The sequence below is a fragment of the Pseudoalteromonas sp. SR44-8 genome, from assembly GCF_014163635.1.
Classification (GTDB): Bacteria; Pseudomonadota; Gammaproteobacteria; order Enterobacterales; family Alteromonadaceae; genus Pseudoalteromonas; species Pseudoalteromonas rhizosphaerae.
Genome location: NZ_JACJDS010000023.1, coordinates 54,861 through 79,562, shown reverse-complemented (window position 1 = coordinate 79,562; position 24,702 = coordinate 54,861). Strand labels below are relative to the sequence as shown.

Below are 24,702 nucleotides of genomic sequence, written 5' to 3'. Positions count from 1 at the left end.
TTTTTTTGTGGAGCTGTAGCCATAAGCCATAAGCCATAAGCCATAAGCCATAAGATTGTGTGTTCTGACCCCGATAAAATAGTCACGCGTTAATTTACAATAAAACAAAACTAATCAGCAACTAACTGTATACATCAATAGCAGCTTGAATTTTGTCCAATGTTACTGCTCTCTACCATTTGGGTGTATTGCTGCATTTAGAAAAGTGAAACGAAGTTACTAATTATATACAGCTGTTTATTTGATGACTAAGATAAATACATCGTAATATGGAGATTTGTCGGTTTATAAAACGACAAATGTCGTAGATAAAATTATTAGGCAACCCTATGTTTAACATCTTCAAAAAGGTAAAGTTTGAGCCCGAATTCCCAATCATAGAGTTGAATTTAACTCCTGATAAAGTATTCAGAAAGCTATCGACTTTCTCATCAGTAGAAAGGATTGAAGATTCAAGTAAAAAAGACATAGATTTTGAATTTGTTGTTGAAAATGACGTAACTCGTATTCACGTAGGCTTTGCGAATGATAGGGTTTCATACATAAACTATCTCACAGATCAGTTTAATAGCAGTGAGAATGAAAAGGCGGAGAAGCTTAATTGGTTTTTGGAATATTACGGCAGCAAGGAAGAGTATGGTGAGCCAAATAACACTGCCTATATGATATTTTTTCATAGCAACAAAAGTAAACTCTCAATTGTATACGGACTTCACATGGGAGCTATTCGTGTCAATAACCTTGCAGATGCCTAACAAGTTTGTCATACGGAACCCTTTTGCTACGTTTAGTTTTGACTGGCTTTGTCATTGTGCCCCCATCAATGATTCTGTATGAAACTAGACAACCAAGAATTACATGACTTATTAGTCAAAAAACATGTTAAGTACTTCATCTGCAAACTCACTTGCAACAGCAATGAAATTTATTGAATAAGTAGGACAACAAGGACGGAGAAGCGATTTATTTCTCATGCTGAATATGTATCCAAATATCTATCGATGATTTTAAACCTGTTTAGGCTAAATAGTACAAGCTAAAAGTTTGACTTCACACATAATGGTTCATGAATCGTCAGTTATTGCATTTAAGACATCCGATAATGCTGTGCATTGATGCAGACTGGCAGGATATTTTTCGTTGGGTTTCGGGGTGTTCAACCACAACCTACGCAGGCAATTTTAACGCTGAGCAACTTACCACTTCTAGCTGCCCTGAACCTTAAAACTGACGGCTACGCTCTATCTCACCAACACATAAATCAATTGCACAACCAATGAAATCATCACTAATGGCCAGATGTATTTGGCGTATTTAGTCGCACCATCTAGGCCCATTTTAGACTGATACTTTTCAAGTAGTGGCACAAGGATGATTAATGCAACAAACAGTGAAATTAAAATCACGAAGATATTCATACCATTCCTATTTAATAAAATATCTATCGAGTATACCCAATATGCAAGCAAAAAAAAGCGCAGTAAATACTGCGCAGTCGGTTGGAAGTAAAAGTTACCTCACCATACTCAGCTCGCTGGGTATAGTTTAATGATTTATTTAACCTACCAGTGCTAACAAGATACCTGCAGCCACAGCACTTCCCAGTACTCCCGCAACATTTGGTCCCATTGCATGCATTAATAAGAAATTATGCGGATTATTCTCCAGACCCACTTTATTAACTACGCGTGCAGCCATTGGCACAGCTGATACACCAGCCGCGCCGATGAGTGGATTGATTGGTGATTTAGAGAACTTGTTCATACCTTTTGCCATAAATACACCTGAAGCTGTACCAATTGCAAAAGCCAAGGCGCCGAGTACCAAAATACCAATTGTTTCTACGGTTAAAAACTTATCTGCAGCAAGCTTAGAGCCTACAGCTAAACCAAGGAAAATAGTGGTGATATTTATGATCTCGTTTTGTGCACTATTACTTAAACGGTCAACCACACCAGACTCTCGCATCAAGTTTCCTAAACAGAACATGCCTACCAGTGGCGTTGCTGCAGGTAAAAACAAAATCGTTAAACTCAATACCATTAACGGAAAAATAATTTTTTCCTTTTTTGATACGGTGCGTAACTGTGGCATTTGAATTTTACGTTCTTCTGGTGTGGTTAAAGCCCGCATAATTGGCGGCTGAATAATTGGCACCAACGCCATATATGAGTATGCAGCTACGGCGATAGCACCCAATAAATCAGGAGCAAGTTTTGAGGCTAAGAAGATTGCCGTCGGGCCATCTGCACCACCTATAATCGCAATTGCTGACGCATCCTGTAAAGAAAACTCAAAACCTGGTACATAGTTTAGTAAAATTGCGCCAAACAAGGTTGCAAAAATACCAAACTGAGCTGCAGCACCTAGCAATAACATACGAGGATTAGCTATCAAGGCACTAAAATCAGTGAGTGCACCAACACCCATAAATATTAATAATGGGAATACACCGGTATCAATCCCAATATGATAAACGTAATACAGCAAACCACCGGGGTCTGATAAGCCCGCTACGGGGATATTTGTTAATATTGCCCCAAAGCCAATTGGTAATAATAATAACGGCTCAAAGTTGCGCGCAATTGCCAGATACAACAATAAACACCCTACTGCGATCATAATAAGCGCAGGAAATGTAAAATTAGCAATACCTGTTGCTTGCCAGAGGTTTAATAATGCTTCCATCCTCTGCGCTCCTAAGCTAGTGCTATCATAGCGTCACCCGTTGCCACTGAATCACCTTCAGCAACAAGAATTTCAGCAATAGTACCGGTGTGGGTTGCACGAATTTCAGTTTCCATTTTCATCGCTTCCATGATGATCACTACATCGCCTTCATTTACCGTTTGACCCGCTTTCACCTTGATTTTAAAGATGTTACCAGCAAGTGGAGCGTTAAGTGTTTCGCCGGAAGCAACTGACGCCGATTGTGGAATATGCTCACTATCTTTAAGTGTTACTTCTTTAAGCTCACCGCCTTGTGCAACCACTACATCATAAACTTTACCATCTACTTTTACGCTGTACTGCTCTGCTTTTACTGTGTTGCTGTTACTTTTTTTATTGCTAACTGGTTGTTCTTTATTAGCAGATTCAGCACTTGGTACAGCTTCGAAAGCATCTGGGTTATTACGATTTTTAATGAATTTCAACCCAATTTGTGGGAATAATGCATACGTTAACACGTCATCAATCTGCTCATCCGCTAAGCTTAAGCCTTGCTCTTTTGCTTCTTTTAATAACTCAGCTTGGAGTATTTCTAGTTCTGGTTGCAATAAATCAGCTGGGCGGCAAGTAATGACTTCTGCGCCATTAAGTACGCGCTCTTGTAATTCTTTATTCATCGGCGCAGGAGTTACGCCATACTCACCTTTTAGCACTCCGGCAGTTTCTTTGGTGATAGTTTTATAACGCTCGCCCGTCAATACATTTAATACTGCTTGTGTACCAACAATTTGTGATGTTGGTGTAACTAACGGTAAATAACCTAAGTCTTCACGTACACGTGGGATCTCAAGTAATACTTCATTCAATTTATCCGCAGCACCTTGCTCTTTAAGCTGGTTTTCCATATTAGTTAACATGCCACCAGGCACTTGCGCTAATAAAATACGGCCATCAACACCTTTTAAGCTGCCTTCAAACGCGGCATATTTTTTACGAACATCGCGGAAATAAGCTGCAATCTCTTCGAGTTGATTTAAATCCAGCTCAGTATCACGTTCAGTACCTTCAACAATCGATACAATCGTTTCAGTTGCGCTGTGTCCGTAAGTCATACTCATTGATGAAATTGCGGTGTCAAGCATATCAATACCTGCATCAATCGCTTTTTGGTAAGTAGCAGTACTTAAACCTGTTGTGGCATGACACTGCATTGCAATTGGAATAGAGACTGTTTCTTTTAACGCTTTGATTAACTCTTCTGCATCGTATGGTTTAAGCAAACCAGCCATATCTTTAATACAAATTGAATGACAGCCTAACTCTTCAAGCTGCTTGGCAAGCGTTAACCACATATCAAGTGTATGAACCGGGCTTACTGTGTACGAAATTGTACCTTGTGCATGTGCGCCAACTTTAATCGCAGCTTTAATAGCCGTTTCAAGATTACGAACATCGTTCATCGCATCAAAAATACGAAACACATCAACACCATTTTTGTGCGCTCGCTCTACAAATTTTTCAACAACATCATCTGCATAATGACGATAGCCTAAAAGGTTTTGACCACGTAATAACATTTGCTGTTTAGTATTTGGCATAGCTTTTTTAAGAGCACGAATACGCTCCCAAGGATCTTCACCCAAATAACGAATGCATGAATCAAAAGTAGCCCCACCCCATGATTCGATCGACCAGTAACCTGCATCATCTAATTTTTGTGCAATCGGTAGCATGTCATCCAAACGCATACGCGTTGCTAATAATGATTGATGCGCGTCTCTAAGTACTAATTCTGTTAATTTTAATTTAGCCACAAGTCATCCCTTATAGTTTTTGTTTATTTTTGTACTGAGCTATGGCAGCACTTATCGCAGCGATGTGTTCACTTGGTACACCGGGTGCTTTGATCGATGGTGTCCGCGTTGGCATTACAACCGGCTGTTCAAAGCGGCTCGCTAATTTAGACATAGCGGTAATTGCTGCAATCAACAACGAAAGAAAAACGAAAACTCCCACCATCCCAGTGAGCATTAAGTTTGCTGCAGTAGCAAGTAATTGACCTATATCCATTCTGCCCCCCCCCTGAGTATTCTTACCCACCCGAAAGATAGGTAAAAAATCACTTTATTTAAATATTTATGCAATAATCATATCAAAGAAACAGACCAAGTCCAACACTTTGTAAATTGGTAAAACCAATTAATATAAAGCTAACATATCTTCAGCAAAGTTAACACACTGCTTTTTACTATAATTTAATAGGATATAGATGATAAAAATACTGAATATAGCTATAACTTATAAGTGAAATCTAATCTGCACCTTAATAACTTACCAACCGAACTACTCAACAACTGTTAAATTAATGAAAAAGCACTCAACATGAAATTGGTCTTACCAAAAAATCATGCTGAAATATTTATTTTTCAGGACGCCGAGTATAAGTTACAGATAAAGCTGTAAATAATTCCCACCTAATTCATGAAAATAAATAAAATAAACACTATCCAATTGATAATAAAGGATTTAAACACATGGCATGTAACTGGCATTATTTACTCTGAACAAATTAACAAACCAAGGAGACGACAATGTTACGCTGGACAATTACATTTTTAGTTATTGCGCTTATTGCTGCAGTGTTAGGTTTTGGTGGTATCGCAGGTGCCGCAGCAGGAATTGCTAAGATTATCTTTTTTATCTTTATTGTATTGTTAGTTATTTCACTCGTTTCAGGTGCGTTGCGCGGCAATGTCCCTAAGTGATAACAATTTATTTTAAATAACAACACATTTATTAATTTTACAAGGAATTACATTATGAAATCGACAACTATTAAAACTGCTGTGATCGCTTTATTCGCTAGTTTTTTTATCATGGGTTGTGAAGACAATCATGCAGAAGAGGCCGGTGAACGCATCGATGAAGCTGTAACCGACGTACAAAACAAAGTAGAAGACGCCTGTGAAGAAGTAAAAGAAGGCGTTAACGCTAAAGAAACTAACTGTTAATCCAGTTAGATACAAATAATAAAAAACGACTCTTTTGAGTCGTTTTTTGCATTTTAAGAGAAGTTAAAATTAAGCTCTCGCTTCTAGCATTAGTCGCTTCATGTCACGTACTGCTTTATCTAATCCATCTATGGCTGCACGCGCTATAATTGCGTGACCAATGTTTAGTTCGTAAATCTCTTTCATAGCAGCAATCGGTTTCACGTTATGATAATGAAGTCCGTGGCCGGCGTTTACTATCAAACCCAAACTTGCTGCATACTTTACACCTTGATGAATATGCTCAAGTTGTTTTTGTATCTCAGCATCAGTTTGCGCATCCGCATAAGCGCCAGTATGAATTTCAACATATGGGGCATTACAGGCTGTAGCTGCATCTAGTTGTGCTTTGTCTGCATCGATAAATAACGACACTTTTATACCGGCGTCAGTTAATTTTGCTGTCGCGGCTTTAATCTTATCTAGATTACCAACAACGTCTAAACCGCCTTCGGTGGTCAACTCTTCACGTTTTTCTGGTACTAAGCAAACATAAGCTGGCTTAACATCTAAAGCAATATCAATCATTTCATCTGTAACCGCTATTTCAAGGTTCATTCGTGTTTGGATTGTTTTAGCCATCACATACACGTCACGATCTTGAATGTGACGACGGTCTTCACGTAAATGAATAGTGATCCCATCAGCGCCAGCATGCTCAGCAACACTCGCAGCATGTGCTGGATCTGGGTAACTTGTACCCCGAGCTTGGCGTAAGGTAGCAATATGATCAACGTTTATACCCAAAAGAATATCTTTCATTTTTTTACCTGTAAAAATAACGGTTAAAAATACCGTATTAAGATTGTTGGTGAATACCCAAACTATTTGGATATAAACAGCTCGCGACTTTTTAATGGTTTTTTGCCTAATAAAGGCTTCATTAAATGACGACTTAATTGTTTCGCCATATATAACACATCCGGCGCACTAAAGTCATGATCTGCAATTGCATTTAACTGCGCGCCAGAAAAGCCACTGCCTTGATTTTCTTGGGCAACAAAGCCGTATTCAGCAAAGTAACTATACGTTTGCTCTGCCGAAATTGGATCGCCTGCGGCATCAAAACTAAAGTCAACGCCATAGCCTAATAATTCTAATAATTGAAATTCATAAGAACGTAATACAGCTTGTAAGTTAGGGTGCTGGTTAAGCTGTTGTAGGTGAGTTTTATACAATTGATAGGCATGATCAATTGGTTCATTAATTGGTACAATGCGGTTGGTTAGTTCATTGAGGTAAAACCCACAATAAAGCTGATCCCCAACTAGTGTGGATTGCGTGCCATGTAGTTCAAATCGTTGGATATATTTCAGGTCGTGTTTACCGGTATAATTTACCAGTAAAGCTTGGAAGGGTTGTAACTGAGCTTTGTATTTTGTTGCTTGGCGACCGCTAATTCGCGCCAGCATGCGCAACTGGCCAACGCCTTCTACTAACATATCAAGCATTACTTGTGAGTCACTAAAAGGACGTCGGTGTAATAAATATGCCGTGTAGAAGTCGCTATCCATAAATATCGCTTAGGCTATTAATCTTCACCATAGCCTAAACTGCGAAGTGCTCTCTCGTCGTCAGCCCAACCTGATTTAACCTTCACCCAAAGTTCTAAAAACACTTTATTATCAAGCATTTCTTCGAGATCTTTACGGGCTTCGCGGCCAATCACTTTAAGCTTTTCGCCTTTATTACCAATAACCATACGTTTTTGCGTTTCACGCTCAACTAAAATCAAGCCATTGATATGCCAAATGCCATTTTCTTGCCATTTAAACTGCTCAATTTCAACGGTAACTGAGTAAGGAAGCTCCTCACCCATAAAGCGCATCAACTTTTCACGGATCACTTCGGCTGCCATAAAGCGCATTGAACGATCTGTTACGTAATCTTCAGGGAAGTAAAATTCACACGGTGGTAAACGCTTAGTTACTTCATCTTTGATCAGGTTGATATTTTTACCTTGAGTCGCAGATACTGGCATAATGCCAACAAAATCAAACTTTTCGCCTAACCACTTCATATGCGGTAGCACAAGGTCACGGTCTTTTACTTGATCAATTTTGTTCATCACAAGTAATACTGGTTTGCCATTTTGCTTTACTTTGTTAAGCACCATTTCATCGTCAGCATTCCAATGAGTACCTTCAACAACAAAAATAACTAGCTCAACATCACCTAATGAACTTGAAGCAGCACGGTTCATTAAACGGTTAATGGCACGCTTTTCTTCAACATGCAGGCCTGGTGTATCAACATACACGGCTTGGTGCTTACCTACAGTATGAATACCCATAATACGGTGGCGTGTGGTTTGCGGTTTACGCGAGGTAATACTTACTTTCTGCTCAATAATTTCATTAAGCAAGGTAGATTTACCAACGTTTGGGCGGCCAACAATAGCGACCATGCCACAAAAAGTATCTAAATCACGCGTGTGCGGTTGGATCAATGTATCAAGATTCATTTTTAAGTATCTTCAACGCTTTTTCAGCGGCTTTTTGTTCAGCTTTACGACGAGAACTGCCAACTGAGATGATGCTATCCATACCTTCAACAATACATTCAACCGTGAACGTTTGATTGTGTGCCTGACCTTTAGTATCTACTACAGTATAGCCTGGCAAAGGTAATTTGCGGGCTTGTAAGTATTCTTGTAGTAATGTTTTAGGATCTTTTTGGTTTAAACCTGGCGAAATGGCATCAAGGCGAGATTCGTACCACGCCAAAATCAAGTCTCCACAAACATCAATGCCAGCATCTAAAAATACCGCACCAATAATTGCTTCAACCGCATCAGCTAAAGTTGATTCACGTCTAAAACCACCACTTTTAAGTTCACCCGGCCCTAAGCGTAAGTAATCACCTAGGCCAAACTCTAAACCAAATTCAGCTAAGGTTTGTCCACGCACAAGCGTTGAACGCATGCGGCTAAGATCGCCTTCACGCGCTTTGGGGAACTTACTATATAAAGCATTGGCAATGACAAAGCTTAAAATGGAATCGCCCAAAAACTCTAAGCGTTCATTGTGTTGTCCTTTATGGCTGCGATGGGTCATCGCCTGCTCAAGCAATACTTGATCAATAAAGGTATACCCTATTTTGCTATATAACTCTGTTACATTTTTTTTCATTGTTACTGAATATTACCTAGGCGTTCAAAACGAACACCAGTTGGAACCCAGCCTGGTAAAATGTCATCTGGGCCATTCTCAAATTCAAAACTCATCCATATAAAGACAGCTTTACCCACCAAGTTTTCTTTTGGCACAAAGCCCCATACGCGACTATCTTGGCTGTTATCGCGGTTATCACCCATCATAAAATAATGATCAGCCGGCACTACCCATTCATCAGAACGTGTACCCGGTTGTTGATAGTAACGCCCTTTCATTTCCAGCGCTTCAGGGTTAATTAAAATATTATGTTTTAGTGTAGTCAAATTTTCATCTAACCGGACTAAATCCATAGAGCCTTGCTTAAATTCATCGCGATTAATGATCTCCATATCAATTTTATTAAATTCATTACACAATAAGTCACCTTGTTGTGTTTGTCCTTGCTCGCAATTTGGCTGAATGTATAAACGCTTATCGCGGTAAACGATTTTATCACCCGGTAAACCAATCGCACGTTTAATATAATCAATACGTTCGTCTAATGGGTATTTAAATACCACAATATCACCACGTTCAGGCTCTGCAACATCAACTAATTGAGTGCGCCAAACAGGGTCTTTCACGCCATACGAATATTTCTGTACTAAGATAAAATCGCCAACTAATAGTGTCGGCATCATTGAACCTGATGGTATTTGAAACGGCTCGAATATAAACGATCTAAAAATCGTAATAGCCGCAATCATCGGAAAAATTGATTTTGCCGTTTCAGTAATCGTCGGTTCTGGCGCAATTAATGCTGCAGTTTCTTCATCAAGCTCGCCGCCAGCAGAGCTTTGCGCAAGAGCTAAGCGTTGCTGCCTTTTTGGTGCAAACATAAAATGGTCAATTAACCAAATTAAGCCTGAGCCTAGAGTTAACAAAACTAAAAATATTGAAAAATAACCTGCCATGCATTAAATCCTTTATCTTACGTAATTTGGTTAAGAAACTTACTTACCAACTTTAAGAATCGCTAAAAATGCTTCTTGAGGCACTTCAACATTGCCTAGTTGCTTCATACGTTTTTTACCATCTTTTTGCTTTTGAAGTAGCTTTTTCTTACGACTCACGTCGCCACCATAACACTTCGCAATTACGTTTTTACGTAATTGCTTAACAGTGGTACGAGCAATAACATGCGCGCCAATTGCCGCTTGAATTGCTATATCAAACATTTGACGAGGGATAAGTTCTTTCAACGCATCAGCTAATTGACGACCACGCGATTGCGCGCTGTCTCTGTGAACAATAATCGCAAGCGCATCAACGCGCTCACCATTGATTAATATATCAACGCGCACCATGTCTGATGTTTGAAAGTGCTTAAAGTTATAATCCAGCGAGGCAAAACCACGACTGGTTGACTTTAACTTATCGAAAAAGTCCATCACCACTTCTGCCATTGGCAGTTCATAAGTAACAGCGACTTGCTTACCGTGATAGTTCATCTTAGTTTGCATACCACGCTTTTCAATACAAAGCGTAATAACGCTACCTAAGTACTCTTGTGGTACAAGAATATTAGCTTCAACAACGGGCTCACGAATTTCTAAAATATCGTTTACAGCAGGTAAATCAGATGGGTTATCAATCTGAATCGTACCCTCTTTAGTTACAACTTCATAAATTACCGTTGGTGCGGTGGTAATTAAGTCAATATCATATTCACGCTCTAAACGCTCTTGAATGATTTCCATGTGCAACATGCCCAAGAAACCACAGCGAAAGCCAAAGCCAAGTGCTGTTGAATTTTCTGGTTCGAAGAATAACGACGCATCATTTAAGCTAAGTTTATTAAGCGCATCACGGAAAGATTCATACTCATCCGAGGCAATTGGAAACATACCGGCATAAACTTGTGGTTTAATTTTTTGAAAGCCCGGTAAGCGCTCAGGTGCTGCATTTTTTTGATGGGTAATAGTGTCACCTACTGGCGCACCATGTATTTCTTTAATACCCGCAATAACAAAACCTACCTCACCAGTTCTTAAAATACCGGTGTTGGTTTGCTTTGGTGTAAAAACACCAACCTGATCTGCAGTGTGTATATGCTCGTTCGACATAATTTTTATCTTGTCGCCCGTTCTTAATTCACCGTGCTTAATACGCACCAGCGATACAACACCTTGATACGGGTCAAACCATGAGTCAATGATAAGCGCCTGTAGCGGTTTGTCTTTATCACCCACTGGTGGCGGTACGTCCTTAACAATCATTTCAAGAACTTCGGCAATACCCACACCTGTTTTAGCGCTACATTGCACGGCATCTAGGGCATCGATACCAATAATATCTTCAATTTCTTCGGCTACACGAAGTGGATCAGCTTGTGGTAAATCGATTTTGTTTAATACCGGAATTACTTCTAAATTCATTTCGATGGCAGTGTAACAATTCGCTAGAGTTTGCGCTTCAACACCTTGACCGGCATCAACAACTAATAATGCACCTTCACACGCTGCCAGCGAGCGCGATACTTCATAAGTAAAGTCAACGTGTCCCGGGGTGTCGATAAAGTTAAGTTGGTAAGTTTCACCGTCGTTGGCTTTATAATTTAGAGTTACACTTTGCGCTTTAATGGTGATACCACGCTCGCGCTCAATATCCATTGAATCCAATACTTGCTTTTGCATTTCGCGGTCTGTTAAACCACCACAAACTTGGATCAAACGATCTGAAAGGGTCGATTTACCGTGGTCAATATGGGCGATGATCGAAAAATTACGGATATGCTTCATAAACTGGATTCTAAACTTCTATTTTAATGGACTGAGTGTATAAAGCCGCAATTTTACATTTAATTGGCTTCAATCACCATCTATTTGAGTTAAAGGGAGGCTAATTGGGTGAATTTTTATTACTTTAACATCATGCTTTAGGCTTTTCACTCGGCTTTTAGCAATGCCAAAGCCAGTAAAACCACCACCTATAGCGGCAATGATTTGCAACCATTCAGGCACAGAAAAAACCTCAGCAGCCACTAACGCAAATACCAGACTTAATACCAAAGGCAACATATACACTGCAAAAGCATGCTTTACCATGTGGCTATCATCCAGTGCTAGGGTTACTTTTTGCCCAACCACAACAGGGATTTCAAAGCGATAGGGGAAGGTTTTTTTAGCAGTGCCAAATAACTTACTAAATATTTGAGAACCACAACGGCCGTTGCACCCTTCACAGGCTTGCTTTTGTTGGGCTTCTAAATGCGCAGTGGCGCCTTGAATCGACACCACTGTAAGGGTTTGTTCTATCATTATCAGCTTATATTACAAGGGTCTTGCAACCGATTCAGCAATTGCTTTTGCAGTCATTGCTGGAATATTCCCCACCACTGACACATCAAAACTACCGCTATTATGCACATATACTGTCGTGGCACCGGATGACAATGCACCGCTTGGCCTGCGACCAGGTAATGGTCTTTGTACAAACACTGAAATTTCGACAAAACCATCTGAGTATAAATAATAATCCGTCAGTTCATTGTTCAAATCAAGCTTATGACGGTCTGATTTTAACAAACTAAACCCCTCCGGTAACCAGCCTATTTGCCAATTATTACTTTCTGTACTTGCTTCATTTTTGGTAATTGCCGCTGCTGGTAATGGCGTTGGAAACTTACGATTTAGCATTTCAAGTAATAACGCAGCGGGCTCTTCGGTTACACTAATATGGGTTAACTGTAGTTGTTCTAACATCTCACCGGCATGATTAACATAAGCAGATTTTAGTAATAGCGATGACTCAGCATCAAGCCACAGCCAATAATTAAACTTATACTCGTCTTTTGATTCGATACGCACAAGCTGCGCAGCACGCCCTGCAATACGGCCTTTACCACCGAGCACAAAATCGTAATGTTGGCTTAAACGCTCAACATCTTTGAATAACACTTCTGGGATTGGGCCTGCTATAGAATCAGTATCTATTGAATAAGGTTCAGACTGTGGCTCAAAATAAGTAACTTGATCATCAATACGAACCATTTCAAGGCCTGCGCCATTGAGTAAGCTCAAATGCTCGAGTTCTGTATTACCTTGTTTTGCATGCAACCAACGATATGGTTCCATTGTCTTCCCTTTGACGACCACAAATGATGCGTCAAAGTTACGATTATGAACGGCGTCAGCCATTTTGAGCAGAAGCTCTTTTGCGGGGTTTTCGTCGTCAGCAAAGGCTGGAGCCATTAATACCAACGACAAAATAAAAGTAATTACTTTCATTTAATTAGTTTTTTTCCTCTTCGGCTTGCGCCTCAGTGTGAGCTTTTTCTAATGAATATGCAACTCGTGCTTGGCGTTGATGTTCTAATACTAACGCGCCAATACGCTGTTGCTGTAACTCACGCAAACCTTGCTCTGCATTTTGTAAAGCGGGTTCTGACGAATAGCTAACTGGTGATGCCATTCCTGTTACTGGTGTTGTTTGTAACATCGGAATTTCATTGCTAGGTGAGTTTTCACCTTGTGGCAATGTTTGTACACCAACAATTGCAAACATGGCAACACTTGCTGCAATTGCAAGTTGTGCAACTGGTTTGCGCCAGTTAAACGCCACTACGTTATCGGTGCCCGTGGCAGCCAATGGTGCAGGTTGTGACGCAGATTGTGTGAAATCAGCATAAACTGGTTCACTTTCCAGCGCTTGCGCAACACTATCGCTTATATCAAAGACGAAAGCATCTTCTGACTCAGCACGCATTACGTCACCTATTAGCGCATAACGTCCTAAGGTTGCCGCATCTTGCTGGGCAATAACCTCATCAGTTAATGATTGTTCGCCGTCAAGTAATGCGGATAGATGCTGATTATCCAACTTGTTAACGTGTGCTTTTGTCATATTAAGACTCGCCTATTAATGGGTTTAATTTGTTATCTATTGCTTCACGGGCACGGAAAATACGCGAACGCACCGTCCCGACTGGGCAATCCATCACCACGGCTATTTCTTCATAGCTCATCCCTTCGATTTCTCGTAGAGTGATCGCGGTTTTAAGATCTTCAGGCAAACTATCAATGGTGTTAAAAATCACTGCGCGAACTTCTTCGCTTAGTAGCAAGTTTTCAGGGGATGCATTTGAACGCATTGCATCAGACCCTTCATAAAACTCTGCATCGTCAGCATCTATATCATTTGCTGGCGGTTTGCGGCCCTGAGCCACTAAGTAATTTTTAGCACAATTAACGGCGATACGGTATAACCAAGTATAAAAGGCACTGTCCCCTCTAAAGTTTGGAAGTGCGCGGTATGCTTTAATAAAAGCTTCTTGAGCAACATCAGCAATATCGCCTTGATTTGATACATAACGTGAAATCAAACCGGCTATTTTGTTCTGATACTTCTTTACTAAAAGATTGAAGGCATTTTTATCGCCCTGCTGGACCCTTTTTACTAGCGCTAAATCCAAATCCTGCTCGCTCATTCGAGCCGGTACTCCTCTGTCTGATTATTGCTTGTCATTCATATCCTGCCATTGTTTACAAATACTCTGACTGCTGCATGAATGAAAAGTTCTGTTTAATATTATTTTTTTATAAAATAGCATATAAATATGTTGGCGAAAGTTGAAAATCACTAATAGTGTCGCGCCAAATATGATACATATACGCCTATCATAATATTATTATTTGCTCATTACTGTTTATACATTAGTATCTGGGCATTGTAACCGCAAAGACCACGGACATGAACCAAAATAAACACCATATCACGGATGTCGCTATTATTGGCAGCGGCGCAGCTGGCCTCTCATTAGCATTATCTTTAGCTAATCACTGTAAAGTTACCGTGATCAGTAAAGGTGAATTGACGGAAGGTTCCACACTTTATGCACAAGGCGGCATTGCTGCCGTGTTTGATAAAAAGAATGACAGCATTGAATCTCACGTACAAGACACCTTAGATGCCGGTGGTGGTTTATGTGACAAAGCCGCCGTGCAATACACCGCTAGTAATGCCCATGATTGCTTGCAATGGCTAATCGAGCAAGGCGTGCCTTTTGATATGGAGTTTGATAGCAAAGGCAAAGAGCGCTTTCATTTAACCCGTGAAGGCGGCCATAGCCATCGTCGAATTTTGCACGCTGCAGATGCTACCGGCCGAGCAGTGCAAACAACGCTAATAAGCCAAGTACAAGCGCACCCAGAAATCACCTTATTAGAACAATACAACGCAATAGATTTAATTGGTGATAAAAAATTAGGCCAAAACGGTAAACATATCCATGGCGTATATATGTGGAACCGAGCGGCAAAGAAAGTCGAAACAATTTCAGCTAAGTTTGTAGCCTTAGCAACCGGTGGTGCCAGTAAAGTATACCTTTACACATCCAACCCTGATGTATCCAGTGGTGATGGTATCGCCATGGCTTGGCGGGCAGGTTGTAGAGTAGCTAATATGGAATTTAACCAATTCCACCCGACCAGTTTATATCACCCAGAGCTACAAAACTTTCTGATCACCGAAGCGATGCGCGGTGAAGGTGCTTATTTAAAGCGCCCTGACGGCACACGATTCATGAAAGACTTTGACGAGCGTGAAGAGCTCGCACCACGCGATATTGTTGCCCGCGCTATCGATTTTGAGATGAAGCGCCTAGGTGCTAACTGTGTGTATTTAGATATCAGTCATAAAGATAAAGACTTTATTATTGAGCATTTCCCGACCATTTATGCAAAATGCTTAAGTGTCGGGCTCGATATCACTAAAGATCCAATTCCAGTGGTTCCTGCGGCACATTATACCTGTGGTGGAGTAATGACTGACTTTAACGGCAAGACCGATCTAGATAACTTATATGCGGTAGGCGAAGTCGCTTATACGGGGCTACATGGCGCTAATCGCATGGCCAGTAATTCATTACTAGAGTGCATTGTGTTCGCGCACGCCGCAGCAAAAGATATTTTAGCAAAAATACAACATAGTCCAGCATTAAAAGTGCTGCCGATGTGGGATGAAAGCCGCGTAACTAACTCAGATGAAGAAGTGGTGATCACCCATAATTGGCATGAACTAAGACTATTTATGTGGGACTATGTTGGCATTGTGCGTTCAACTAAACGCCTAGAACGTGCGTTACACCGAGTTGAATTACTACAGCAAGAAATTCGTGATTATTATGCAAACTTCCGCGTTTCGAATAACTTGCTTGAACTGCGTAATTTAGTGCAAGTAGCAGAGCTTATAATTCGCAGTGCAATGGAGCGAAAAGAAAGCAGAGGCTTGCATTATACGATTGACTACCCACAGTTAAATGATAATCCAACGCCCACTATTTTAACTCCGCTTGCTCATGACGAGCAGCCAAAGTAAGACGTTTCAAGCGCACAAAACTCAGTTCATCAACCCCGCTGGCATTAATAATCAGCCAGTGGGAGCTTGCAAAGCCATTAATATATAACCAAACACTGCTTTGATAAACACGGCTTTTGTTACTGATATGGCCATTTATTTTTAGCGTATTATTTTCAAAACGACATTGCGTAGAATCTAATATAAAAACGCCTTGCTGAGGATGGGATTTTTTATACCAGTGCCAACTCACATAGCCAAAAACAGTACTACTGGCGACACAAATAAATTGCGCTAATATGCTAGTTAAAAATAAGCTATAACATACTGCGAACAAGCTAAAGTAGACCACAAAAGGCCTGTGGTCTGGAACATTATTAGTAACCCTAAACCTATACACGAACTCGGTCTAAAATCAGTTGTACCATCTGTTTAAGCTCAGGATCTTTACATTCTTGATGGCCCATAAACCACGCAAATAGATCGGGATCATCCGCTTCTAGCAAACGTTGAAGAACAGCTTGCTGCTGTACAGATAACGAATCAAATGCCTCATCTACAAATGGCATAAATAACACATCTAGTTCTAACATGCCGCGGCGACAAGCCCAGCGGATACGCGCTTTATTGTGAATTTCAGTCATTTTTTACCTCGTACTAAGTTGCTTAGCAGTTTAACAAATTGCACCTGAATAAACAGCTATTTATGCATCTATACCAGCAGCGCTAACTACGGTATTATACGCGCCTACATTTATTGTAAAGCAGGTTTTTATGTCAACAGTACACGCATGCCCTTTATCACATCAGCTGATCCGCATTAGCGGTGTTGATAAACTCGCCTACCTTCATGGCCAAATTACCCAAGATATTAATAAGCTCAACCAAACCAACTTCTTATGGGCTGGGCACTGTAATGCCAAAGGTAAATTATGGAGTGTAGCAAAGTTATTTGCTTATCAGGATAGTTACTATTTAGCAGCATCAGCGGTTGAAACCACTCAATCTTTAACGGAATTAAAAAAGTATGCGGTGTTTTCAAAAGTTGAAATACAAGCTGCTACCAGCAAGTTAATTGGTTTAATCGGTGATGATCTAGCTGCAACCTTAAATGCGTTGAACATTCATTTTAATGAGCAAGATAGCGCTTGCGATTTTAGTCATGGTAAAGCACTAAAATTAGCAAAAAACCGCATTTTACTGATGGTTAATGATGAATTTTCACTGCCTGATGAGGTTATCGCCCTTGAAAACGACGCGCTGTGGCACCAACATAGTATTTTAGCGGGTGAGCCTGAGCTCAATGAAGCGGCACTCGGTGAATACGTACCACAAATGGTTAACCTGCAAGCAATCGGTGGAGTAAGCTTTCGTAAAGGCTGTTACACAGGCCAAGAAACCGTTGCCCGCATGAAATACCTTGGTAAAAATAAACGCGCTATGTATATCGTATCAGGGCACAGCGATGGAGAATTAGCAGAGCCAGAGCTTGAAACCCAAATGGGTGAAAACTGGCGTCGTGCTGGCAAATTAATAAGCCAAGCCTACAATCAACAAAGTAAAACCTTATTTGGCCTTGTTGTGTTGCCAAACGACAGTGAACCTAGTCAGTTACTGCGTGCAAAACATGCCCCAACGGTAGAGCTATCAATCCTTCCTCTACCCTACTCTCTCGAAGACGAATAAATAGGAGTGACTATGATCGTTGCAACAAATAAAGTGGTAAAAATGCATTATTCAGTCATGGATAATGACAAAAACTCTATCGATAACTCATTTGATGGTGAGCCACTAATCTTTATCGTTGGTACCGGTTACTTAATTCAAGGCCTCGAAGATGCCCTACAAGGTAAAAAAGCGGGCGACACACTCAGTGTTACTGTGCCACCAGAGCAAGGTTATGGCGAACGCCATGATGATCTGATGCAAGCAGTACCAAAGTCGATGTTTGAAGGTATGGAAATTGAAGTTGGTATGCAATTTCGTGCCTCAACAGATGACGGCGATCAATCTGTAATGATCATTGATATTCAAGAAGAAGATGTAATTGTTGATGGTAATAACCCACTCGCTGGCATCACTTTAAACTTTGATGTAGAAATACTTGAAGTGCGTGATGCAACAGCAGACGAACTAGAGCATGGCCATGTTCATGGTGATGGCGGCTGTGGTCACGATCACTAATATCGACTTAAACCGACAATAAAAAAAGCGCTACTGCGCTTTTTTTATATCTATAATTTAATCAAACGAGTGTAGGCTCTGCTATTGGCTCGCTTATCTTACCCGCCAACGCTGCCAGTAAACCATCTTGGTCGTTAGTTCCCAAGCGATATTGGCTACCATCTTTTAAAGTTAGCTGTACTGCGCTAAATCCTGACACTGTGTATACCCAACCATCATGGGTAATACGTAAGCCAATACCATGACGAAAAGAATTTTCTACTGCTTTAGCTTCAATAATATCCACTAGCTGCAACTTATCACCAAACACACCAGGACCAAAACCCCAGCTAATTTGGCTGTCATCAACTTTAATGGTTAAACCATGGAACAAAAAACCCACCAGCACTAAAATCGCTGCAAATACCATTAACGGCATATCGGCACCAATTAAATACCAAGCTAAACCAACAAAGCTGGCAATCCAGCTTAGAATAACAAAAATGAACAGTGCAAATTGCTTATGCTGATACATAACACTCTCTAAAATATTAAAAACTATAAACTAATGTCGCACTTAGTTCTGAATCAAACTTTAACTTGTCGTCTTCCGGCTTAGAATTATAACGATATAAATAAGTAAACTTTAATGATATAGCACCCATCACTTGGCTGATCAATGATGTTTCTGACTTTAATCGTGAGTTTAATCCTGACAATGATTGCTCAATACTTAAATCTTGATTGAAACGTGTTCGAGTCGAGACAGTTCGCTCCCACTGCAGTGCTAAACGTAATAAATAGCCGGTTTTGGTTTTGTCTTGCTCATCTTCAAGCTCAGCATCATCTTGCGCCACCGAGCGGTATAAACCAGGCCCTATATCAAAATCAACTTGGTTTTTTACCCCTTGATACAAACGGTTACCATAACCTGCTGCAAGCGTACTTTTAAACTCAAGACCACTGAATTCATCTTCTTCATAATCACCATACATAAAGAATGAGGCGTTTTTTACCCCAACTTTATAGTTGCCCTGCGCAGAGAAAAATATACGGTTTGCCGAGACTTCATCATTACCAGTAGCATCGTTACGATCACGTTTATATAAACTATCTATTTTGAATTGATTACGCCATTTATCAAGGTCTTGATATAAGTTACCTTTGAACTTAAAACTGGTCGAGTTAGTATTACCGCGACTAACAATAAGTCCAAATTCAGTATCGCCGTATAATAGTTCGCCTTGATGGATTTTATGGATCTCTTCATCTGAGAGTTGACCATACTCATGAAAGTCTTCAAAAGGATCAACTGCCCAGACTTTAAAGCTAAGCAGGCAGCCCAACAACAGCAGTAACCTAATCACTGTTCGCTCACTGTGTTGATATTTAAAACAAGGCTGTTTTCACTAAGATACTGCATCTAGATTATTCGCTATCTTTCCATAATATATGACAAAACGGCGCATCTTTATCACGGCTAATCAAAATTTTAGCAAATAGAATATCTTGATTATCGAATTCAAGTCCCACTAACACCTGAATAAATAATTCTGGCTCTATTTCTAATGCAACAAAATCTTGCCATTGATCATCAGGCTCGCCTTCTTCAATAAAGCCAAGCTCTTCTCGATGCTGGTTAAAATCATCAACATCTTGCTCACTAAGGTTATCTGGGGCTAACTCTAAAAAGATATCGTAAGCTTGATGCGTTACTTCTTCTTCACTGTATAAACGGGGTCCTGTCATTGCCATAAACCTTTCATGATGCTAATGCCAGATATAGTATCAAACCTCAGCAAATTTTTGACAAAAAAAAGCCAGGTTTCCCTGACTTTTTTTATACAAAGCTTATTTTACGCTTATGAAGTCGCTGTACCCTTTATTTTTTCGCGCATTGACTGCACCAAACTATAAAATAACGGCACCAACAAAGTACCCAATATAGTCGCTGCTAACATGCCGGCTAGCACAGTGACACCCAGCGATACACGGCTTCCCGCTCCAGCGCCAGTTGCAAATACTAACGGTAATACACCTAATACAAATGAAAGAGCCGTCATTAATACCGCACGAAACCTCATTTTAGCTGCACTAAGAGCCGCATCAAAAATACTCTTACCTGCAAGCCGCTCTTCCATCGCAAATTCTACAATCAAGATTGCAGTTTTGGTCGACATACCTATAAGCAGTACTAAGCCTACTTGCGCATAAATATTATTTTCTATACCCAAAACGTATAACGCTAACATTGCACCAAACATTGCCAGTGGAATCGCTGCTATAACTGAAAAAGGGATCGTCCAACTTTCATATTGTGCAACCAAGAACAAGTAAACAAATAGAACGGCCAAAGCAAATAGCAACGGTGCCATATTGCCAGCTTCAATTTCTTGTTTAGATTGCCCTGCCCATTCAAATACATAGCCATTAGGTAACTGCTTAGCTAGCTCTTCCATGGCAGCTATTGCATCACCACTTGAGAACCCCGCAGCTGCTTGACCACTAATACTCGCACTACGATACAAATTGAAGTGCTTGAGGGTTGTTGGCCCAAGAATTGGTTCAAGTTTAGCAAGTGTCGTTAATGGCACCATGTCACCTTCATTGTTACGCACAAAATAATGCTGCAAGTCTGAGGGATTTTTACGGAACTCACTCTCAGCTTGCATGATTACTTTGTAAGTACGGCTAAACTGATTGAAATCGTTAATATATAATGAACCGAGCTGGGCTTGCAGCGTTAAGAATATGTCACTTAATGCAACCCCTTGAGCTTTAGCTTTATTGCGATCTATCTCTAAAAAGTACTGCGGTACATTTGCTCTAAAAGTACTGTACACATTACTCAAGCTTGGATGTTGGTTCGCTTCATATACCAGCCCATTAAGTACTTGTGCCAACTCAATAGGATCTCGGCCTTCACTGTCTTGCAGACGAAACTCAAAACCAGCGCTATTACCCAAACCAGGAATTGGCGGCGGGTTAAATACCATTATCTGCGCATCAGGCATAGCCCACATTTTTCCCATCAAACGACCAATCACTGACTTTAAGCCAAGTTCAGTACTGGTGCGCTCTTCCCAGTCTTTTAAAATAACAATACCTAAAGCATTATTTGAACCCGCCCCGCCAATCAAAGAAAAACCGGATACAGCAATAAAATCGGTTGCAGCTGGTTCTTGTTTAATAATGTCACCTATTTTATGCATCACATCAACAGTGCGTCCCGAAGCCGCCGCATCTGGTAATTGCACATCTACAAATACAAAGCCTTGGTCTTCGGCTGGGACAAAGCCTGTTGGAACGCTTTTAGCAAGCCAACCTGCCGCTACAAAAATAACTAAGGCAAAAATAGCCATTCTCGCTGAGCGTTTTAGAATAAAGTGGATAATTTTAGAATAGATGGAGGTTGATTTAACAATGCCTTTTTCAACTGGCGCCAGCCATTTTATCGGTTTCATTGACTTTTCAGTTAACAATAAGGCACATAAAGCTGGGCTTAGGGTTAATGCGTTAACGGACGAAATTAATACCGCAAACGAAATCGTTACAGAAAACTGCTTATAAAGCTCCCCAGTAATACCTGGCATGAAGCCTACTGGCACAAATACAGCTAATAAAACTAGGGTGGTCGCAATTATAGGCCCGGTTACTTGCTCCATAGCTTTAGTGACAGCCTCTTTAATCGGCAGCTTTTCTTCTTTGAGGATCCGCTCAACATTCTCAATTACAATAATTGCATCATCTACCACAATACCGATTGCTAGCACTAAACCAAATAAGGTGATTAAGTTAATTGAGTAACCCATAGCCATCATAAAAGCAAACGTGCCCACCAACGATACTGGAATGGCAATAGTTGGAATAAGTGTCGCGCGCCAATTTTGTAAAAACAAAAACACCACTAAAACAACCAGGCCAACAGCTTGAAATAATGTAACAATCACTTCTTCGATTGAGCGATTGATAAACTCTGTCGTATCGTATGGTATTGAGTATTCAACACCATCTGGTAATTGCTTAGCAAGCTCTGCCATGGTGGCTTTAACATCACTTGCCACTTGCGTTGCATTGGCATCTGTTAATTGGTAAATAACTATAAAAGCAGTATCTTGCTGGTTTAACTTAGCTGTAGTGCTGTAATCTGCTGAGCCAAGTTCAATGCGAGCAATATCAGTCAAACGTACAAAGTTACCATCTTGATTAGCACGAATAATTGTTTGGCCAAATTCATCTGGAGTTTTTAAACGTCCTTTAGCCTGAATTGAATATTCAAACTGCTGACTTGGTGAGCTCGGTGCCGCACCTAACTTACCAGCTGCAACTATAGTGTTCTGCTCTTGTAATGCCGCCCTAACTTCGCCTACTGTCAGCCCTAACGCCGCCATTTTATCTGGGCGTAACCACAATCGCATTGAGTAGGTTTTCTCACCCATAACTTCAGCCGATGCCACGCCTTTAATTCGGCCCAGCGGTTCAGTTAAGTAGTTTGTTGCATAGTTACTTAAAAAAATGGCATCAATGTTTGCTTGGCTAGAATACAAGTTAATACCCAATAACATTGAACTGGATTTTTTCTTAACCGATACACCTTGGCGGGTTACTTCGCTGGGTAACCCCGGTTCAGCTAAGGCAACACGGTTTTGCACATTTACTTGAGCAATATCAGTATCCGTGCCCACCTTAAAGTATACCGTAATCGTAGCCGTGCCATTATTACTGGAGCTGGACTCGATATACATCATATCTTTGACACCATTGACTTGCTCTTCAATGGGCCTGACCACTGACTCTTCCACTATTTGCGCACTGGCACCTGGGTAAACTGCGGTGATCTGTATTTGCGGTGGAGTAATCTCGGGATACATATTAACTGGCAGCAAACCCATGGAAATCAAACCCGCTAGCGTAATCACTATCGAAATGACTAGGGCAAATTTAGGCCGCGCGATAAACGTTTTACTTATCATGTGCGTTTCCTTTAGTTTGCAGCGTCTGGTTGGCTAGAAATTGTACCTGTGGTGTGATCGACCTTTTTTTCGACTGGTTTAACTTCGACCCCTTGACGTACTTTTTGTAAACCTTCAACAATCACTTGCTCACCTTCTTCAAGACCCGATTTAACGACCCACATCGCATTGATACGCCGTCCTAATTGCACAATACGCGTTGCAACTTTATTATCTTCACCCACTACTAATACAAATTTACCTTGTTGATTTTCTTGTACTGCAGCTTGAGGAATAAGTGCTTGCAGTTGCTTATCTTTACTTTCAACAATTAAGGTGACAAATAAGCCTGGCATTATAATGTTCTGTGGATTAGCGAATGTAGCTCTTAATTCAACAGTGCCAGTACTGCGATCAATTTTCGTATCGGCAAAATCTAACTGCCCTTTTGATCCCAAGTCCGAGTTATTTGGCAAACGCAGGGATAAATCTATTGGTACATTTTGAGGGTTATTAGCACTATCTTGATGTTTTTGACGATAACTAATGTAATCGCCTTCTTCGACCTGGAAGTTAACATAAATTGGATCCACATCAGTCAATTCCGCCAATTCATTTGAGGAAGGGCTAACAATGTTGCCTACGTCATAATTAACCTTACCGATACGCCCTGCAAACGGCGCTTTTATCTCGGTGTAACTTAGATTTAATTTTGCTTTTTCAAGGCTGGCCTTTGCAGAAATAACAGCAGCAGCGGCTTGCTCATATTTAGTGGTTAATTTATCTAAATCAGATTGTGAAATAAACCCTTGTGCAGCAACTTCTTTACCGCGTTTTAAATCACGAGACGCACCATCTTCGCCAGCAAGTTTACTTTTTAAGTCTGCTTCAATTTCAGCAACAGAGGATTGGTATTCACTTGGGTCAATTCTTAGTAATAACTGTCCTTTTTCAACAAATGAGCCTTCATCAAAATGACGTTCAATTAATTCCCCCTCAACACGAGCGCGAATTTTTACTTCCTGATGAGCTTCCGTGCGAGCAACAAACTCTCGATAATTCCCCACCTCTTGGGTAACAACATTAAATACTGAAACCGCGGGAGGTGGAGCGACTTGTTTGGTAGCGTTATCATCTGAACAACCAGCTAAAAAAGCGATTAATGTTGTACCAACTACCCCTTTGATCGCTAATGACATGTAAGTTCCTAAAATGCTAGGCGTGAACCTTTTTAGCATGGTTTATCTCCTTGGTAGCTGCGCAACTACCTTTATGTATGTATTTAAATTATCCTTAAACGTCAAGTTACGTTCAGAGGCTATTATTGGCTGATTATATAACAAGCCACTCGATTAAAAATATAGACCAATTTGTAATCATTTGTATCTCAAGTTAATAATAACTGACTCTAAAACA

The 24,702-nt window shown here is 40.5% G+C and carries 27 protein-coding genes; 6 read left to right on the top strand and 21 right to left on the bottom strand.

What is annotated here, in order from left to right:
- Window positions 1-329 precede the first annotated feature (329 nt).
- Window positions 330-755 carry a hypothetical protein gene (locus H5183_RS13095; protein WP_182731881.1) on the top strand — a complete coding sequence of 142 codons (426 nt, stop codon included), beginning with the start codon at window positions 330-332 and terminating at the stop codon, window positions 753-755.
- A gap of 486 nt (window positions 756-1,241) precedes the next feature.
- Here the strand turns inward: H5183_RS13095 and H5183_RS13090 are convergent, their stop codons facing one another.
- From H5183_RS13090 to H5183_RS13075, 4 genes are all read right to left on the bottom strand, one after another.
- A complete protein-coding gene (locus H5183_RS13090; protein ID WP_167542971.1) occupies window positions 1,242-1,418 on the bottom strand; it encodes a hypothetical protein in 177 nt (58 codons plus the stop codon).
- Between the two features lie 139 nt (window positions 1,419-1,557).
- Window positions 1,558-2,688 carry a sodium ion-translocating decarboxylase subunit beta gene (locus H5183_RS13085; protein ID WP_145237582.1) on the bottom strand — a complete coding sequence of 377 codons (1,131 nt, stop codon included), beginning with the start codon at window positions 2,686-2,688 and terminating at the stop codon, window positions 1,558-1,560.
- 11 nt (window positions 2,689-2,699) lie between these two features.
- Window positions 2,700-4,484: a sodium-extruding oxaloacetate decarboxylase subunit alpha gene (oadA, locus tag H5183_RS13080; protein WP_182731880.1), complete on the bottom strand. Its 1,785-nt coding sequence runs from the start codon at window positions 4,482-4,484 to the stop codon at window positions 2,700-2,702.
- A gap of 10 nt (window positions 4,485-4,494) precedes the next feature.
- A complete protein-coding gene (locus H5183_RS13075; RefSeq protein WP_182731879.1) occupies window positions 4,495-4,740 on the bottom strand; it encodes an OadG family protein in 246 nt (81 codons plus the stop codon).
- A gap of 521 nt (window positions 4,741-5,261) precedes the next feature.
- Between H5183_RS13075 and H5183_RS13070 the strand changes: the two genes are divergently transcribed.
- Together H5183_RS13070 and H5183_RS13065 are read left to right on the top strand one after the other, a co-directional pair.
- Window positions 5,262-5,435 carry a DUF1328 family protein gene (locus tag H5183_RS13070; protein WP_145237585.1) on the top strand — a complete coding sequence of 58 codons (174 nt, stop codon included), beginning with the start codon at window positions 5,262-5,264 and terminating at the stop codon, window positions 5,433-5,435.
- A gap of 54 nt (window positions 5,436-5,489) precedes the next feature.
- Window positions 5,490-5,681 (top strand): hypothetical protein, encoded by a 192-nt coding sequence (locus H5183_RS13065; protein ID WP_149980895.1) that lies wholly within the window; start codon window positions 5,490-5,492, stop codon window positions 5,679-5,681.
- Window positions 5,682-5,750: 69 nt separating this feature from the next.
- On the opposite strand, the gene pdxJ is transcribed toward H5183_RS13065, so the two are convergent.
- The 10 genes from pdxJ to rpoE form a co-directional block, all read right to left on the bottom strand.
- Window positions 5,751-6,482, bottom strand: a complete 732-nt coding sequence (gene pdxJ / locus H5183_RS13060) for a pyridoxine 5'-phosphate synthase (protein ID WP_182731878.1) — start codon at window positions 6,480-6,482, stop codon at window positions 5,751-5,753.
- A 62-nt stretch (window positions 6,483-6,544) separates the two neighbouring features.
- On the bottom strand, window positions 6,545-7,234 hold the full coding sequence (gene recO, locus H5183_RS13055; RefSeq protein ID WP_182731877.1) for a DNA repair protein RecO: 690 nt from the start codon (window positions 7,232-7,234) through the stop codon (window positions 6,545-6,547).
- Between the two features lie 17 nt (window positions 7,235-7,251).
- A complete protein-coding gene (gene era / locus H5183_RS13050; protein WP_145237593.1) occupies window positions 7,252-8,184 on the bottom strand; it encodes a GTPase Era in 933 nt (310 codons plus the stop codon).
- Window positions 8,174-8,851: a ribonuclease III gene (gene rnc / locus H5183_RS13045; RefSeq protein WP_145237595.1), complete on the bottom strand. Its 678-nt coding sequence runs from the start codon at window positions 8,849-8,851 to the stop codon at window positions 8,174-8,176. The genes era and rnc overlap by 11 nt, the downstream gene beginning before the upstream one ends.
- Before the next feature lie 2 nt (window positions 8,852-8,853).
- A complete protein-coding gene (lepB, locus tag H5183_RS13040; protein WP_145237597.1) occupies window positions 8,854-9,789 on the bottom strand; it encodes a signal peptidase I in 936 nt (311 codons plus the stop codon).
- A 39-nt stretch (window positions 9,790-9,828) separates the two neighbouring features.
- The gene (gene lepA, locus H5183_RS13035; protein ID WP_182731876.1) at window positions 9,829-11,616 is read right to left on the bottom strand and encodes a translation elongation factor 4; all 1,788 of its coding nucleotides are present in this window, start codon (window positions 11,614-11,616) and stop codon (window positions 9,829-9,831) included.
- Window positions 11,617-11,685: 69 nt separating this feature from the next.
- Complete coding sequence (locus H5183_RS13030) at window positions 11,686-12,135, bottom strand: SoxR reducing system RseC family protein (RefSeq protein ID WP_182731875.1); 450 nt, start codon at window positions 12,133-12,135, stop codon at window positions 11,686-11,688.
- Between the two features lie 12 nt (window positions 12,136-12,147).
- The gene (locus tag H5183_RS13025; RefSeq protein WP_182731874.1) at window positions 12,148-13,104 is read right to left on the bottom strand and encodes a MucB/RseB C-terminal domain-containing protein; all 957 of its coding nucleotides are present in this window, start codon (window positions 13,102-13,104) and stop codon (window positions 12,148-12,150) included.
- Window positions 13,105-13,108: 4 nt separating this feature from the next.
- On the bottom strand, window positions 13,109-13,720 hold the full coding sequence (locus H5183_RS13020; RefSeq protein ID WP_145237606.1) for a sigma-E factor negative regulatory protein: 612 nt from the start codon (window positions 13,718-13,720) through the stop codon (window positions 13,109-13,111).
- A 1-nt stretch (window position 13,721) separates the two neighbouring features.
- On the bottom strand, window positions 13,722-14,303 hold the full coding sequence (gene rpoE, locus H5183_RS13015; RefSeq protein ID WP_145237609.1) for an RNA polymerase sigma factor RpoE: 582 nt from the start codon (window positions 14,301-14,303) through the stop codon (window positions 13,722-13,724).
- A gap of 263 nt (window positions 14,304-14,566) precedes the next feature.
- Between rpoE and nadB the strand changes: the two genes are divergently transcribed.
- Window positions 14,567-16,192, top strand: coding sequence for an L-aspartate oxidase (nadB, locus tag H5183_RS13010; RefSeq protein ID WP_145237612.1), 1,626 nt, complete (start codon window positions 14,567-14,569; stop codon window positions 16,190-16,192).
- Here the strand turns inward: nadB and H5183_RS13005 are convergent.
- Together H5183_RS13005 and H5183_RS13000 are read right to left on the bottom strand one after the other, a co-directional pair.
- Window positions 16,152-16,523: a hypothetical protein gene (locus H5183_RS13005; RefSeq protein WP_246175499.1), complete on the bottom strand. Its 372-nt coding sequence runs from the start codon at window positions 16,521-16,523 to the stop codon at window positions 16,152-16,154. The two genes, nadB and H5183_RS13005, sit on opposite strands and share 41 nt — an antisense overlap.
- 40 nt (window positions 16,524-16,563) lie before the next feature.
- Window positions 16,564-16,815: a succinate dehydrogenase assembly factor 2 gene (locus tag H5183_RS13000; protein WP_054205400.1), complete on the bottom strand. Its 252-nt coding sequence runs from the start codon at window positions 16,813-16,815 to the stop codon at window positions 16,564-16,566.
- Between the two features lie 130 nt (window positions 16,816-16,945).
- Here H5183_RS13000 and ygfZ point away from each other — a divergent pair, with 130 nt between their 5' ends.
- Both ygfZ and H5183_RS12990 read left to right on the top strand, forming a co-directional pair.
- The gene (gene ygfZ / locus H5183_RS12995; RefSeq protein ID WP_145237616.1) at window positions 16,946-17,857 is read left to right on the top strand and encodes a tRNA-modifying protein YgfZ; all 912 of its coding nucleotides are present in this window, start codon (window positions 16,946-16,948) and stop codon (window positions 17,855-17,857) included.
- A 12-nt stretch (window positions 17,858-17,869) separates the two neighbouring features.
- Window positions 17,870-18,355 (top strand): peptidylprolyl isomerase, encoded by a 486-nt coding sequence (locus H5183_RS12990; RefSeq protein WP_145237619.1) that lies wholly within the window; start codon window positions 17,870-17,872, stop codon window positions 18,353-18,355.
- 61 nt (window positions 18,356-18,416) lie between these two features.
- On the opposite strand, the gene H5183_RS12985 is transcribed toward H5183_RS12990, so the two are convergent.
- The 5 genes from H5183_RS12985 to H5183_RS12965 all read right to left on the bottom strand — a co-directional run bounded on the left by H5183_RS12985 (window position 18,417) and on the right by H5183_RS12965 (window position 24,485).
- Window positions 18,417-18,869 (bottom strand): hypothetical protein, encoded by a 453-nt coding sequence (locus tag H5183_RS12985; RefSeq protein ID WP_145237622.1) that lies wholly within the window; start codon window positions 18,867-18,869, stop codon window positions 18,417-18,419.
- A 16-nt stretch (window positions 18,870-18,885) separates the two neighbouring features.
- Window positions 18,886-19,701, bottom strand: coding sequence for a DUF481 domain-containing protein (locus H5183_RS12980; protein ID WP_182731873.1), 816 nt, complete (start codon window positions 19,699-19,701; stop codon window positions 18,886-18,888).
- A 61-nt stretch (window positions 19,702-19,762) separates the two neighbouring features.
- Complete coding sequence (locus H5183_RS12975) at window positions 19,763-20,083, bottom strand: HI1450 family dsDNA-mimic protein (RefSeq protein ID WP_145237630.1); 321 nt, start codon at window positions 20,081-20,083, stop codon at window positions 19,763-19,765.
- A 113-nt stretch (window positions 20,084-20,196) separates the two neighbouring features.
- Entirely contained in the window at window positions 20,197-23,307 is a 3,111-nt protein-coding gene (locus H5183_RS12970) for an efflux RND transporter permease subunit (RefSeq protein WP_145237633.1), read from the bottom strand.
- 11 nt (window positions 23,308-23,318) lie between these two features.
- Window positions 23,319-24,485 carry an efflux RND transporter periplasmic adaptor subunit gene (locus tag H5183_RS12965; protein WP_182731872.1) on the bottom strand — a complete coding sequence of 389 codons (1,167 nt, stop codon included), beginning with the start codon at window positions 24,483-24,485 and terminating at the stop codon, window positions 23,319-23,321.
- Window positions 24,486-24,702: the final 217 nt, after the last annotated feature.

Bases quoted from the DNA above. Each gene is read 5' to 3' on its own strand.
- lepA (WP_182731876.1), bottom strand. From the start codon at position 11,616: ATGAAGCATATCCGTAATTTTTCGATCATCGCCCATATTGACCACGGT.
- recO (WP_182731877.1), bottom strand. From the start codon at position 7,234: ATGGATAGCGACTTCTACACGGCATATTTATTACACCGACGTCCTTTT.
- H5183_RS13075 (WP_182731879.1), bottom strand. From the start codon at position 4,740: ATGGATATAGGTCAATTACTTGCTACTGCAGCAAACTTAATGCTCACT.
- H5183_RS13085 (WP_145237582.1), bottom strand. From the start codon at position 2,688: ATGGAAGCATTATTAAACCTCTGGCAAGCAACAGGTATTGCTAATTTT.
- H5183_RS12965 (WP_182731872.1), bottom strand. From the start codon at position 24,485: ATGTCATTAGCGATCAAAGGGGTAGTTGGTACAACATTAATCGCTTTT.
- pdxJ (WP_182731878.1), bottom strand. From the start codon at position 6,482: ATGAAAGATATTCTTTTGGGTATAAACGTTGATCATATTGCTACCTTA.
- rnc (WP_145237595.1), bottom strand. From the start codon at position 8,851: ATGAAAAAAAATGTAACAGAGTTATATAGCAAAATAGGGTATACCTTT.
- lepB (WP_145237597.1), bottom strand. From the start codon at position 9,789: ATGGCAGGTTATTTTTCAATATTTTTAGTTTTGTTAACTCTAGGCTCA.
- H5183_RS12970 (WP_145237633.1), bottom strand. From the start codon at position 23,307: ATGATAAGTAAAACGTTTATCGCGCGGCCTAAATTTGCCCTAGTCATT.
- rpoE (WP_145237609.1), bottom strand. From the start codon at position 14,303: ATGAGCGAGCAGGATTTGGATTTAGCGCTAGTAAAAAGGGTCCAGCAG.
- nadB (WP_145237612.1), top strand. From the start codon at position 14,567: ATGAACCAAAATAAACACCATATCACGGATGTCGCTATTATTGGCAGC.
- H5183_RS12990 (WP_145237619.1), top strand. From the start codon at position 17,870: ATGATCGTTGCAACAAATAAAGTGGTAAAAATGCATTATTCAGTCATG.
- H5183_RS13025 (WP_182731874.1), bottom strand. From the start codon at position 13,104: ATGAAAGTAATTACTTTTATTTTGTCGTTGGTATTAATGGCTCCAGCC.
- H5183_RS13095 (WP_182731881.1), top strand. From the start codon at position 330: ATGTTTAACATCTTCAAAAAGGTAAAGTTTGAGCCCGAATTCCCAATC.
- H5183_RS12985 (WP_145237622.1), bottom strand. From the start codon at position 18,869: ATGTATCAGCATAAGCAATTTGCACTGTTCATTTTTGTTATTCTAAGC.
- era (WP_145237593.1), bottom strand. From the start codon at position 8,184: ATGAATCTTGATACATTGATCCAACCGCACACGCGTGATTTAGATACT.
- H5183_RS13000 (WP_054205400.1), bottom strand. From the start codon at position 16,815: ATGACTGAAATTCACAATAAAGCGCGTATCCGCTGGGCTTGTCGCCGC.
- H5183_RS13030 (WP_182731875.1), bottom strand. From the start codon at position 12,135: ATGATAGAACAAACCCTTACAGTGGTGTCGATTCAAGGCGCCACTGCG.
- H5183_RS13070 (WP_145237585.1), top strand. From the start codon at position 5,262: ATGTTACGCTGGACAATTACATTTTTAGTTATTGCGCTTATTGCTGCA.
- H5183_RS12975 (WP_145237630.1), bottom strand. From the start codon at position 20,083: ATGACAGGACCCCGTTTATACAGTGAAGAAGAAGTAACGCATCAAGCT.
- H5183_RS13020 (WP_145237606.1), bottom strand. From the start codon at position 13,720: ATGACAAAAGCACACGTTAACAAGTTGGATAATCAGCATCTATCCGCA.
- H5183_RS13065 (WP_149980895.1), top strand. From the start codon at position 5,490: ATGAAATCGACAACTATTAAAACTGCTGTGATCGCTTTATTCGCTAGT.
- H5183_RS13090 (WP_167542971.1), bottom strand. From the start codon at position 1,418: ATGAATATCTTCGTGATTTTAATTTCACTGTTTGTTGCATTAATCATC.
- ygfZ (WP_145237616.1), top strand. From the start codon at position 16,946: ATGTCAACAGTACACGCATGCCCTTTATCACATCAGCTGATCCGCATT.